A 12,988-nucleotide genomic window follows, 5' to 3' on the forward strand; every position below is an offset into this window, starting at 1 on the left:
TCCATGAGTGAACCGATGATGGACCGCGTTCCACCGCATAACCGGGAGGCGGAACAATCGGTTATCGGTGCTATTTTCCTTGAGCCACAGGCATTAATAACAGCATCAGAAATTTTATTGGCAGATGATTTTTATTTAAATGCCCATAAGAAAATTTTCGAAACGATGTTGCGCTTGAGTGATCAAGGAAAAGCGATAGATGTTGTAACAGTTACAGAAGAATTATCAGCTAAAAAAGAGATTGAGGACGTTGGCGGGCTTTCTTATTTACTAGAGCTCGCCAATGCTGTCCCTACAGCTGCCAATGTCGCTCATTATGCCAAAATCGTTGAGGAAAAGGCCCTCTTACGTCGATTGATTCGAGTGGCTACGAAAATTGTCGAGGACGGCTATACGCGTGAAGACGAAGTAGAGGCATTATTAGGCGAGGCAGAGAAGAAAATGATGGAGGTTGCCAATCGAAAGAATGCAGGTGACTTTAAGCATGTTAAAGATGTGCTAGTGGAAACTTTCGATAATATTGAGCAACTGCAATCACAAAAGGGAGAAGTAACAGGTATCCCGACTGGTTTCCGTGATTTAGATAACATTACTGCAGGCTTTCAACGCAATGATTTAATCATTGTTGCTGCACGTCCATCTGTAGGGAAAACAGCCTTTGCATTGAATGTTGCGCAAAGTGTTGCTGTACAAGCTCGTGAAAATGTTGCAATCTTTTCTTTAGAGATGGGTGCAGAGCAACTGGTCATGCGTATGCTTTGTGCAGAAGGAAATATAGATGCACAAGTTTTACGTACAGGTGCTTTAACTACAGAAGATTGGGGTAAACTAACTATGGCAATGGGTAGTTTATCGAATTCAGGGATTTTTATTGATGATACTCCAGGTGTACGTATCAATGAAATCCGTGCAAAATGTCGTCGTTTAGCTCAGGAGAATGGACTAGGAATGATCTTAATTGATTATTTACAGTTGATTCAGGGGAGCGGCAAGCCAGGAGAAAACCGTCAGCAAGAGGTATCAGAGATTTCCCGTTCCTTAAAGGGATTAGCCCGTGAATTAAAGGTACCTGTTATTGCGTTATCACAGTTATCTCGTGGTGTTGAGCAACGACAAGATAAACGGCCAATGATGAGTGACTTACGTGAATCGGGGAGTATTGAGCAAGATGCTGATATTGTTGCATTTTTATACCGTGATGATTATTACGATAAAGAATCTGAGAATAAAAATATGATCGAAATTATCATTGCGAAACAACGTAATGGTCCAACAGGAACTGTTACATTGGCCTTTAAAAAAGAATTCAATAAATTCATTAATGTGGATTGGTCACAAATGCCACCTCCACCGCCACGTGATTAGTCAAGTTACTCGTCATTCAGATAAGTTGCCTATTAGTAATGAAATATTACCCTTAGATTAAATTAATCTGAATGTTCGATAATATTCATACCATTCTGTTATTAAACACGAACGTTGAATCAGATTTTTTGATTTTATGTTCGTGTTTTTTCGCTATTTTTTATTGACGAGTTGTTTCTATCATTGTTACAATAATTGAGGCTTGAAAATTGAGATACAAAGGTATCTAACGGAGGTGCTGATTATGACATCAGTAGTAGTTGTAGGAACACAGTGGGGAGACGAAGGAAAAGGTAAAATTACAGATTTCCTTTCGCACAAAGCCGATGCCATCGCTCGTTTTGCCGGTGGAGATAATGCAGGACATACCATTAAAATTGATGGTGAAACTTATAAATTACATTTAATTCCATCAGGGATCTTCTATAAAGATAAAACTTCAGTAATTGGTAATGGATTAGTTGTGAATCCAAAATCATTAGTAACAGAGCTTAAAGGTTTACAAGAGCGTGGTATTAATACAGATAATCTACGTATTTCTAATCGTGCACATGTGATTTTGCCTTATCATATTAAACAAGATATTGCGGATGAAGAAAGTCGTGGAGACAATAAAATCGGCACAACTTGTAAAGGTATTGGACCTTGTTATCAAGATAAAGTAGCACGTATTGGGATCCGTATGGCTGACTTACTTGATAAGGAAATCTTTGAGGAAAAACTACGTCATAATTTAGCCATTAAAAATAAGTTATTTGAGAAATTCTATGAAGTTGAAGGCGTAACATTCGAAGAAATTTTCGAGGAATACTATGGTTACGGACAAGAAATTGCTAAGTATGTTACGGACACGTCTAAAATTTTGAACGATGTCCTTGATGAGGGCGGTAAAGTGCTATTCGAAGGTGCACAAGGAATTTTACTTGATGTCGATCAAGGTACGTATCCATATGTAACATCTTCAAATCCTGTTGCTGGGGGAGTAGCAATTGGTGCAGGTGTTGGGCCATCACGCGTAACAAGCGTTATTGGTGTATCTAAGGCCTATACATCTCGAGTAGGAGATGGGCCATTCCCAACGGAGTTGTTCGATGAAGTAGGTCAACAAATTCGTGAGGTTGGTCGCGAATATGGTACAACAACAGGTCGTCCACGTCGTGTAGGCTGGTTCGACACAGTCGTTGTTCGTCACTCACGCCGTGTAAGTGGCATTACTCATCTTGCTCTTAACTCTATCGATGTTTTATCGGGCTTAGAAACAGTAAAAATTTGTACAGCCTATAACTATAAAGGTGAAACAATCACAGAGTATCCAGCAAACCTTCATATTATTGAACAATGTGAGCCGATTTATGAAGAGCTTCCAGGCTGGTCAGAGGATGTAACAAGCTGCAGAACTTTAGAAGAGCTACCTGAAAATGCACGCCGCTATGTGGAGCGTATCAGCGAACTAACGGGCATTCAAATTGCTACTTTCTCTGTTGGACCTGCACGTGAGCAAACAAACGTGTTAGTGGACGTTTGGGAAGCATAATAAAATAAAATGAAAAGGGCGTGCCAAATGTGGCATGCCCTCTTTTAGTGAATATCTTTCTTCTTAAAGCGACCACCTTTTACCTCAGCGATATTACCGATGGCTAGAAAAGCATTGTCATCTATTTCAGCGACGATTGTTTTCAATTTAGATTCTTCTAAACGAGTAATAACGGTAAATATGACTTTCTTGTCATTCCCCGTATAAGCTCCCTCTCCGTGAAGGAAAGTAACACCACGACCAAGTCGATCCATAATCGTTTGTCCAATTTCATCAATGTCATCACTTATGATATAAACCGATTTAGATTCTTCCAATCCTTGAATAACAATATCAATCATTTTATAAGCAATATAGTATGCAATGATGGAGTACATGGCTTGCTCCCAATTAAAAATAAATCCTGCCACCGTAAAAATAATGATATTGAAGAACATGATGATTTCTCCAACTGAAAAAGGTGTTTTGCTATTAGCTAAAATAGCTAATATTTCAGTTCCATCCAATGAACCTCCATAACGAATGACAATTCCGACACCAACTCCTAAAATCATTCCTCCAAAGACTGTTGCCAATAATGTGTCTTCCGTAAATGGATGGATATTATGTAAGGCGAGTGTTGAAAATGAGAGTACGGTAATACCTAGACCTGTGGACAATGCAAAGGTTTTACCAATTTGTTTATAGCCTAAAAAAATAAAAGGTAAGTTTAAAATGAAGATGAAAATACCAAGGGGTAATTTTAATAAATGAGATGTGATAATGGAAACACCTACGATGCCACCATCCATAATGTGGTTGGGTACTAAAAACAGTTCCAAGCCCAATGCCATTATAATCGCGCCTAGCGAAACCATAATAATTCTTGCAAAAACTTTACGCATGCTATTTTTCTGAGGTCTCAACACTTTTGTTGTGATCTCAGAGGTTTGTGAATCACTCAATTTAATCGCTCCAATCAAATAGTGTACCTTCTATATATATTTTATCGGAATATTAAAAAAGTAAAAAGTATTAAGTCAAAATTCACTTGAAAAAATTTGAGAATAGTATACAAAAGATAGTTAAATTGAATTTTAAGAACCAATATATGAATAAAATTACAGTATTTATAAACTATATAAAATATATTCTATGTAACAATAAGTAGATAAATAATACATTTACATTACAAAAGAGTGAAATCGTTCAAACGTCATTTTCTTTATGGTACATTATAGGGGTGCAAAAAATCCTTGTGGGTAAATCATCCTACAGTAGGGTAAAGTTGGAAGGGGCTTTATTGATGAATTCGTTTTGGAAAAGAAAAGAAGAAAACAATAGATTCACCTACAATTTTTCTTCTTTTAAAAAGGCTTCAATCATTGTAGTTTTAATGACAAGCCTAACGATTAACATGGGATTTGCTAAGGAATATAACAAAGAAAACTTAAATAAAATTTACCACGTCTATGTGGGGAATGAATATATTGGTGCAGTATCTGATGAGAAAGCAATTCAAGAAATAATTGCATCAAAAGAAAAAGTGGCAAGTCAGCAATTCAAAGGTTTATCCATTGATGCTAGCTCAGCTGTTAAAATAATCCCAGAACAAGTATTTACAAATGAAACAAAAGATACAGAAACATTATCAAAGCTTAAGCAATCTTTAGTGGCCAAATCAGATGCCTTTACATTATTAGTAAATCATAAACCAGTAGTATCACTAAAGAATACGGAAGCTTATGAGAAAACTGTTCAAATGTTAAAGCTACAATATGTTTCTCAGCAAGAATTAGATAACTTATCAAAACGCCAAGCTAGCAATAATCTACCAGAATTAAAAGATGGTGAGGCTAGACTTCTAAATGTTTCCTTTAAACAAGGAGTTTCAGGGTTATCACAAAAAGTGACACCCACTGATATATTATCACCTGAGCAAGCCGTGAAGTTTTTAATGACAGGCTATCTTGAGCAAGAAACATATAAAATTGAATCAGGAGACGTGTTAGGGTCAGTTGCTAAAAAACATAATTTAACAACAAGTGAACTACTAGCTCTAAATCCGGATATCACAGTAGATACAGTTTTACAAATTGGACAAGAATTAAATGTTACTGTGGCAAAGCCATTTGTGACACTTGAAGTAAAAAAGGAAAAGAAAGTAGCGGAAGTCATTCCGTTTAAAAAAGTAATTGAAGAAGATCCTACAATGTATAAAGGTGAAAAGGTCATCAAGCAAGAAGGTGTTAATGGAAAAAAAGAAACAACTTATGCATTAACATCTGAAAATGGTACACAGACATCAAAAGTTGCCTTAGAGGAAAAAATACTTCAACAGCCAGTAGATGAAATTGAAGTAGTTGGTACAAAGGTTATTTCTTCACGTGGAACTGGAGAATTTGCATGGCCAGCAGTCGGGGGCTATATTTCAAGTGGTATGGGTGAACGTTGGGGAGCCTTCCATCGTGGTATTGATATCGCTCGACCAAGTAACTATAATATTTTAGCTGCTGATAATGGTGTAGTTGTTGCTGCTGGCACTTCTGGCACCTATGGTAATCGTATTGTTATTAATCACAATAATGGTTTTACAACACTTTATGGACATTTATCTTCAATTAATGTTGAAGTCGGACAAGTAGTGGAAAAAGGTTCTGTGATTGGTATTATGGGTTCCACTGGAAATTCGACAGGTACACATTTGCACTTTGAAGTTGAAAAGAACGGTTCATTAGAAAATCCGTTATCTTATGTAGGCCGATAAAACATGTTGAATAGAAGGCAGTCCGAATAATGGACTGTCTTTTTCTATTATTTCCCGAGAAATAATTGTTGAATTACATCGCTTTTTGTCACAGTATTAGAGGGATTGAATATCGATTAATGCATAGAATCCGAAAGCATGATAGAGTTAAGAGTAGTGAATTTACAAATACACATTGTTTAAGAATAGATAAGAAGCGAAAGGGAGAGTATGTATGAATAAAACAATTTTAGTTGTTGATGATGAGAAACCAATCGCAGATATTTTGCAATTTAATTTAATAAAAGAAGGCTATAAAGTTATTTGTGCTTATGATGGTGATGAGGCATTAAAGAAAGTAGAGGAAGAGCAACCAGATTTAATGCTTTTAGATATTATGCTGCCAAAGCGTGATGGGATGGAAGTTTGTAGAGAAGTACGTAAAAAATATGATTTTCCGATTATTATGCTAACAGCTAAAGGCTCTGAAATTGATAAAGTATTAGGATTAGAGATGGGTGCAGATGATTATGTCACAAAGCCATTTAGTACAAGAGAGCTGATTGCACGTGTAAAGGCCAATATGCGCCGTTTACAAGTAGTCGCTCCAGCAGCAGAAGAGGCTGAGGAGGAGTCGAATGAGATTGTCGTAGGTTCGCTTGTTATTCAACCAGATGCTTATTTAGTAATGAAGCGTGATGAAGCAATTGAATTGACACATCGAGAATTTGAGTTACTTCATTATTTAGGGAAACATATTGGACAAGTAATGACACGGGAGCACCTCCTACAAACAGTATGGGGCTATGATTACTTTGGTGATGTACGAACTGTTGATGTAACAATTCGCCGTTTACGTGAAAAAATTGAGGATAATCCTAGTCATCCCGCTTGGATTGTCACACGACGTGGTGTAGGTTATTATTTACGAAATCCTGAACAGGAGTAATAGGAATGCAGAAAGTGAGCTTCTTTAAATCCATTCATGTCAAACTAGTGCTGATTTATATTTTATTAATATTGCTTGCTTTACAAATTATCGGTATCTATTTCGCTCGTGAATTAGAAAGAAATTTGAAGAGCAACTTCCAAGATTCCATTTTTCAGCGAGTTGACTTGATGCAATATAGTCTTCGTGAGGAAATTTTAAAGGAACGCGATGAAAGCATGCCTAAACTAGAGGAGAGCCTAAAGTCAATTGTTATGGAGTTTTCTACTGGTTTAAGGGATGTTTCAAATGGTGATATTTTAGAAATTCGTGTCATTGACGATAGACAAAGAATACTTGCAACATCTGAGCTTGAAAACCAGAATTTAATAGGTCAGCGCTCTAATACTGATCTTGTACGTCGAGCGATCTCTGCCGAAACACTGTTTGATATTATTAAGCTGGACAATAAGACGAGAAATCGTGTGTGGGTTTTAGCGAATCCCATTCGTGCGGGTGCAGGACCAGATGATGAAATCATTGGTGTACTCTATATTGAAGCCAATATTGAATCAGTTTTTGAACAAATGAATGATATTAATCAGATTTTCCTTGGTGGTACGGCAATGTCCTTGGTCATTACCATCTTCTTAGGTATTCTTGTGGCAAGAACGATTACACAGCCTATTGCTGATATGCGAAAGCAGGCTCAGGCAATGGCGAAGGGGAACTATTCTCGAAAGGTACGTGTATATGGTACAGATGAAATCGGCCAACTAGCCATCACCTTTAATCATCTAACCAACCGTTTGCAGGAAGCACAATCGACCACAGAAGCTGAACGTCGAAAGCTAGATTCAGTTCTGAGTAATATGACAGATGGTGTAATTGCAACAGATCGTAAGGGACGTATTATTCTCATCAATGACCCTGCATTGGAATTACTGCATATTTCAAGAGATATTACATTAGGGCGTCCTATCGCCTCTGTATTGGGGATTGATCAGGAATATAGTTTTGAAGACTTAATTCATATGAATGATGCCGTGAATTTAAACTTCAGTACAGCAGATGCTCCCTATATACTTCGTGCTAATTTCTCTGTTATTCAAAAAGAAACAGGCTTTATTAATGGTCTGATTACTGTTTTGCACGATATAACAGAGCAAGAAAAGATTGAAATGGATCGTCGGGAATTCGTATCGAATGTATCACATGAGTTAAGAACGCCATTAACAACAATGCGTAGTTATTTAGAGGCACTTGCAGATGGTGCATGGAAAGATGAAAATATTGCTCCTACGTTTTTAAATGTGACACAAACCGAAACAGAGCGTATGATTCGTCTAGTAAATGATTTACTGCAGTTATCAAGAATGGATAGTTCAGATTACGAGTTGAATAAAGATATTGTCTTATTTAATTCATTCTTTAACCGCATTATAGACCGATTTGAAATGTCTAAGTCTGACAAGGTACATTTTGAACGATTATTCCCTGAAACCTCCTTTTATGTAGAAATTGATACGGATAAAATCACACAAGTTATTGATAATATCATTTCCAATGCTATTAAATATTCTCCAGATGGTGGAAATATTCGCTTTGGCTTTACGGGACAGGATGACATGTTGAAAGTCATGATTTCAGATGATGGCATGGGTATTCCTAAAGAAAATGTTGGCCGTATTTTTGATCGCTTCTATCGTGTGGATCGTGCACGCGCTCGTTCTATGGGAGGAACAGGCTTGGGACTAGCTATTGCGCGGGAAATGATTGAAGCACACGGCGGTAAGATTTGGGCTGAAAGTGAAGAAGGACAGGGTACAACAATTTTCTTCACATTACCATATGATGCAGATGAATTTGGTGAGGCAGGTGAGTGGGAATGAAATATATAGAGCCAGTTAAATCTGTTGTTTTATTTCTACTTGTTATGCTGAGTGTGATTTTAACTTTTTTAATTTGGACCTATACACCTGATTATAAATATATTGAAAAAACAGAGGGAGAGGAAATTTTAATTAAGCCGCAAAAGGATATGGAGGATATTATTCGACCATACAAGGCTATTTTCCGTTCTGAAGAAGAGTTTACAGGCACAGTTTCTAATGCAGCTATGAAAGATATGATGAAAGTATTTAAAGGCTGGAATGTTTTAGATTTGGTTCCTGTAAACAATAATCTTTCTGCAAACTATGTGAATCAAATTATTGGCGCAGATCATCGAATGACAATATTTTTTACAGGAGAGATTCCATTTTCCGCTTTTAACACAACCTTTCAGTTCACTGATAAGGAATTACCAGAAACAACGTTCAATCGTATGATTATAGATTGGAGTAATTACAATAGCAAAGAATTGATGTTGTATTACATTAGTGGTAATAACCAATCATTATTCCGCTCACATGTCAGTGTGCCAAACATGAATCAATTTATACAGGAAGTCATAGAACCTGCCAAAAAATATGAGGTTTTTAAAGAAGTAGAAAGAGAAGGCTATACATCTCTTTATTTGGCGAACAGTAATATTGAATCTGTAAAATATACGTATTTTATTGAGGATATTACGCCAGAACTATTTAAAAATGTATTATTCCCAGATCCAAATATTGTGCAGCGGAATGTGGAAAGTGCATCCTCTGAAAAATATACAGATGGTATGTCGTTAATGACCTTAGAAACAAATCTTAAATCATTAAACTATGTTTATCCTGCTGCAGAAAGTAGTATTAGAGTCGAGCCATCCAAGCTTTTAAAGGATAGCTTTGAATTTATTAATGAGCATGGAGGATTTACGGCAGATTTCCGCTATGCTTCATCCAATACCAATAAAAATCAAATAGATTATCAAATGTATTTGCAAGGTTTCCCTGTCTATAGCAATCATGTCATTACACGAATGACAACGATTTGGGGAGATAGTCGAATTTTCCATTATAAGCGTCCATACTTCTCATTGGATATGGATATATCATTGGAGAAAGAAATCAAAGAGTTAGCATCAGGTGCGGAGATCGCAGAGAGATTAAAAAGCGCTAACAGTATTCCTCTGTCTGATATCGATGAAATCGTCTTAGGCTATTATTTAACACAAAATCAAGAACAGAATATATTTATATTTGAACCTTGTTGGTTTGTTATTCGTAATGGTACATGGACTAAACTGACTCCTGAAGTATTAGGAGGTGTTAAAAATGGATTGGAATAGAACAAAATCTATTTTTATATTCGTTTTTTTAATACTGAACATCTTCTTGTATTCACTTTATGTCAATCGCTATAATGAAGCAAAAGATATTGAGGTACCAGGTGAAAGAACAATAGAAGCTCGTTTAAAGGATGATAATATTACGTATGGCACATTACCAAATAATATTGAATCTGCTTCGTATATGACAGCTCAAGTGCATAAATTCACACCAGCCGAATTTAGTAATAGTAACCAGCAAGTTAAATTTAAGGATGATAATAATACAAAGGCTCGTGTTATTTTTATGAGGCCTGTTAAATTACGTAATGTAAGTGATGACACAAGCTTTACAGATTTTGTCCTAGCAAACGTCATTGAAGGTGCATCTTATGCTTTATGGAAAATAGACCGCGAAGAACGAGTCGCAATTTTTTTCCAAAAGACAAACAATCGAATGTTCTATTATAGTGGTTCATTAAAAATAAAATGGAATGCTAATAACGAAGTAACAATGTATGAGCAAACAATGATTGATAATATTGAAGAAATGGAACAGCAGGAAACAGTTATTCCACCACTTCAAATTATTCAAACTTTGTATGCAAAGGGACCGCTCAAGCCTGATTCTCGCATTACACAAATGAAACTAGGTTACTCAACGCTTGTTAAATTAACACGTACTCAGGTATTGGTGCCAACATGGGAAGTTCAAGTGAAATTATCTGATGGGACAAAAGAAGAGTACTTTGTGAATGCAGTAGAAGGTAAAGTCATCGAAATCCAGGAGGACAAGCAAGAGAGCGAAGAAGAAGACTGGGGAGTTGAATAATGCGATTTAGTGTTTTAGCAAGTGGCAGTACAGGGAATTCGATTTATGTAGAGAATGACGATCATGCTTTTATCGTTGATGCGGGTCTTAGTGGGAAAAAGATGGAGCAGTTATTTACAAAAATCGACCGTAATATGAAGCAGCTCAGTGGTATCTTTGTTACACATGAGCATAGTGATCATATTAAAGGAATTGGTGTACTGGCACGGAAATATAATGTACCAATTTACGCAAACGCCAAAACGTGGCAGGCAATGGATGGGCTTATTGGGGACATTCCTGTAGAGCAACGTTTTGAATTTGAAATGGATACAGTGAAGCATTTTGGTTCTTTAGCTGTTGAATCCTTTGCTGTTTCACACGATGCAGCAGATCCAATGTTCTATACTTTTCATGAAAATGATCGCAAGCTTGTTATTATTACAGATACAGGCTATGTCAGTGATCGTATGAAAGGAATTATTCGAGGCGCTGATTCTTTTGTCTTTGAAAGTAATCATGATGTCAATATGCTACAAATGGGACGCTATCCTTGGTCTATTAAACGTCGTATTTTAAGTGATGTAGGACATGTGTCTAATGAGGATGCAGCAATTGCAATGAGTGAGGTTGTATTTGATAAGACGACCAATATTTATCTTTCACATTTAAGTAAAGATAATAATATGAAAGAGCTAGCACGTATGAGTGTCGCACAAACCTTACAATCTTGTGGCATCCTTGTTGGTGAGCATGTTCATCTATTTGATACGGATGCAGAAGAACCAACAAAATTGGTGACGGTTTAATCATAGGCTATTTAGATAAAATTTGAAGCTGTTCAATGCATAAAAAAATGCATTGAGCAGCTTTTTTTATGCCTATTTTATTTGTTTTTCATCTGATTTTAATGTTTGAATCGTAAGATTAGGGTAACAACTAATTAGATAGCACTCAAAGGAAAGGATGACGAACATGAGCTATTTCCAAGATGATGATAAAAACAGTGATTTCCTTAAAAATGATGAAGTACCGAAATCACCTCTTCAAGAAAGACTAGAGCGCGAGGAGCAAGAAATACAGACTAAGCGCATGAAAAAGAAAGGTGGAGGAGGTAAAGGCGGCTATTTCTTTAGTGGTCTGGTCGGTGTCATTATAGGTGCCTTACTTGTGTGGCTTATGCTACCGGGACTTGTCAATCAAATGCCTGGAACAACAACAAGTAATACAGGAAAAAATAACACAACAATTAATCAGGTAGCTACAGAAGTAACGACAGATGTGACAACTGCAGTTGATAAAGCCTCACAAGCAGTTGTTGGTATCACAAATATTCAAGAAGTCACAAGCGGAGGTTTTTGGAGCCCACCATCAACGACAACAAAAGAAGCAGGAAGCGGTTCAGGTGTCGTTTATAAAATTGAAGGTGACAAAGCCTTTATCATCACAAATAACCATGTTATTGAAGGGGCAAAGCAGTTAGAGGTCACAATGCCAGACGGAACAAAAGAACCTGCACAATTAGTGGGTCACGATGTTTGGACGGACCTTGCAGTTATTTCTATTAACTCTAAAAATGTTAAAACAGTTGCGACATTCGGGAATTCGGATGTATTAAAACAAGGTGAAACAGTGATTGCCATTGGTAACCCACTTGGTTTAGACTTCTATGGTTCTGTGACAACTGGTGTTGTTTCAGGTAAAGACCGTTCTGTACCAGTAGACTTAAATGGTGATGGCACAGAAGATTGGCAACAAGAAGTATTGCAAACAGATGCTGCGATTAACCCAGGGAATAGTGGTGGAGCACTTGTGAACTTAGCTGGAGAATTAGTAGGAATTAACTCCATGAAAATTGCTGAATCCTCAGTTGAAGGTTTAGGGTTCTCTATTCCAATTAATTCAGCTATTCCAATTATCGAGGAACTAGAGAAAAATGGAGAAATGAAACGTCCAACAATGGGAGTTTCACTTGCAGATTTAACAGATGTGCCATCATTCTATCAACAACAAACATTAAAATTACCTGCAGAGGTGACAACAGGCGTTGTTGTAACAGATGTCATGAATAACTCACCAGCCTCAAAAGCAGGGGTTCAACAATACGATGTTATTGTAGAGATGGATGGTCAAAAAATTGAAACAACTATTGATTTACGCAAACATTTATATAATGACAAAAAAATTGGTGATAAGCTAACATTAAAAGTGTACCGTCAAGGTAAATTAGTCGAGCTATCACTAACATTAACAAACGGTAATACATTGTAAAGAATATGAAAAGCGATGGAGATCTAATCAATCTCCATCGCTTTTTTTATGAGGATGGAGAAAATACTTTTATGAAATATTGTGGATAACTAGAAAATTGCGAATACTAATTCCGCACAGTAAATCGGGAGTAAAAGGCACTTCTTCCATACATGCTATTA

At 36.6% G+C, this 12,988-nt stretch carries 10 protein-coding genes; 9 read left to right on the plus strand and 1 reads right to left on the minus strand.

The features are described from left to right. Positions 1–3 precede the first annotated feature (3 nt). Both dnaB and ACMGGO_RS22880 read left to right on the plus strand, forming a co-directional pair. Positions 4–1,365, plus strand: a complete 1,362-nt coding sequence (dnaB, locus tag ACMGGO_RS22875; RefSeq protein ID WP_004233370.1) for a replicative DNA helicase — start codon at positions 4–6, stop codon at positions 1,363–1,365. A 244-nt stretch (positions 1,366–1,609) separates the two neighbouring features. After that, positions 1,610–2,899 (plus strand): adenylosuccinate synthase, encoded by a 1,290-nt coding sequence (locus ACMGGO_RS22880; protein ID WP_004233375.1) that lies wholly within the window; start codon positions 1,610–1,612, stop codon positions 2,897–2,899. A gap of 44 nt (positions 2,900–2,943) precedes the next feature. Here the strand turns inward: ACMGGO_RS22880 and ACMGGO_RS22885 are convergent, their stop codons facing one another. Beyond that, positions 2,944–3,861 carry a YitT family protein gene (locus tag ACMGGO_RS22885; protein ID WP_048395239.1) on the minus strand — a complete coding sequence of 306 codons (918 nt, stop codon included), beginning with the start codon at positions 3,859–3,861 and terminating at the stop codon, positions 2,944–2,946. A 323-nt stretch (positions 3,862–4,184) separates the two neighbouring features. Between ACMGGO_RS22885 and ACMGGO_RS22890 the strand changes: the two genes are divergently transcribed. The 7 genes from ACMGGO_RS22890 (at position 4,185) to ACMGGO_RS22920 (ending at position 12,827) form a co-directional block, all read left to right on the plus strand. Then, on the plus strand, positions 4,185–5,645 hold the full coding sequence (locus ACMGGO_RS22890; protein WP_048395242.1) for a peptidoglycan DD-metalloendopeptidase family protein: 1,461 nt from the start codon (positions 4,185–4,187) through the stop codon (positions 5,643–5,645). 214 nt (positions 5,646–5,859) lie between these two features. Continuing rightward, positions 5,860–6,573, plus strand: a complete 714-nt coding sequence (yycF, locus tag ACMGGO_RS22895; protein ID WP_036077923.1) for a response regulator YycF — start codon at positions 5,860–5,862, stop codon at positions 6,571–6,573. 5 nt (positions 6,574–6,578) lie between these two features. Then, positions 6,579–8,444 carry a cell wall metabolism sensor histidine kinase WalK gene (gene walK, locus ACMGGO_RS22900; RefSeq protein ID WP_048395245.1) on the plus strand — a complete coding sequence of 622 codons (1,866 nt, stop codon included), beginning with the start codon at positions 6,579–6,581 and terminating at the stop codon, positions 8,442–8,444. Next, positions 8,441–9,766, plus strand: coding sequence for a YycH family regulatory protein (locus tag ACMGGO_RS22905; protein WP_054548820.1), 1,326 nt, complete (start codon positions 8,441–8,443; stop codon positions 9,764–9,766). The genes walK and ACMGGO_RS22905 overlap by 4 nt, the downstream gene beginning before the upstream one ends. After that, complete coding sequence (locus tag ACMGGO_RS22910) at positions 9,753–10,577, plus strand: two-component system regulatory protein YycI (RefSeq protein ID WP_112116937.1); 825 nt, start codon at positions 9,753–9,755, stop codon at positions 10,575–10,577. The genes ACMGGO_RS22905 and ACMGGO_RS22910 overlap by 14 nt, the downstream gene beginning before the upstream one ends. Beyond that, the gene (locus ACMGGO_RS22915; RefSeq protein WP_048395252.1) at positions 10,577–11,365 is read left to right on the plus strand and encodes an MBL fold metallo-hydrolase; all 789 of its coding nucleotides are present in this window, start codon (positions 10,577–10,579) and stop codon (positions 11,363–11,365) included. The genes ACMGGO_RS22910 and ACMGGO_RS22915 overlap by 1 nt, the downstream gene beginning before the upstream one ends. 166 nt (positions 11,366–11,531) lie before the next feature. Next, a complete protein-coding gene (locus ACMGGO_RS22920; protein ID WP_288583357.1) occupies positions 11,532–12,827 on the plus strand; it encodes a S1C family serine protease in 1,296 nt (431 codons plus the stop codon). Positions 12,828–12,988: the final 161 nt, after the last annotated feature.

It is taken from the genome of Lysinibacillus sp. BNK-21 (assembly GCF_048684915.1).
Lineage (GTDB): Bacteria > Bacillota > Bacilli > Bacillales_A > Planococcaceae > Lysinibacillus > Lysinibacillus capsici.

Bases quoted from the DNA above. Each gene is read 5' to 3' on its own strand.
- dnaB (WP_004233370.1), top strand. From the start codon at position 4: ATGAGTGAACCGATGATGGACCGCGTTCCACCGCATAACCGGGAGGCG.
- ACMGGO_RS22880 (WP_004233375.1), top strand. From the start codon at position 1,610: ATGACATCAGTAGTAGTTGTAGGAACACAGTGGGGAGACGAAGGAAAA.
- ACMGGO_RS22890 (WP_048395242.1), top strand. From the start codon at position 4,185: ATGAATTCGTTTTGGAAAAGAAAAGAAGAAAACAATAGATTCACCTAC.
- yycF (WP_036077923.1), top strand. From the start codon at position 5,860: ATGAATAAAACAATTTTAGTTGTTGATGATGAGAAACCAATCGCAGAT.
- walK (WP_048395245.1), top strand. From the start codon at position 6,579: ATGCAGAAAGTGAGCTTCTTTAAATCCATTCATGTCAAACTAGTGCTG.
- ACMGGO_RS22905 (WP_054548820.1), top strand. From the start codon at position 8,441: ATGAAATATATAGAGCCAGTTAAATCTGTTGTTTTATTTCTACTTGTT.
- ACMGGO_RS22910 (WP_112116937.1), top strand. From the start codon at position 9,753: ATGGATTGGAATAGAACAAAATCTATTTTTATATTCGTTTTTTTAATA.
- ACMGGO_RS22915 (WP_048395252.1), top strand. From the start codon at position 10,577: ATGCGATTTAGTGTTTTAGCAAGTGGCAGTACAGGGAATTCGATTTAT.
- ACMGGO_RS22920 (WP_288583357.1), top strand. From the start codon at position 11,532: ATGAGCTATTTCCAAGATGATGATAAAAACAGTGATTTCCTTAAAAAT.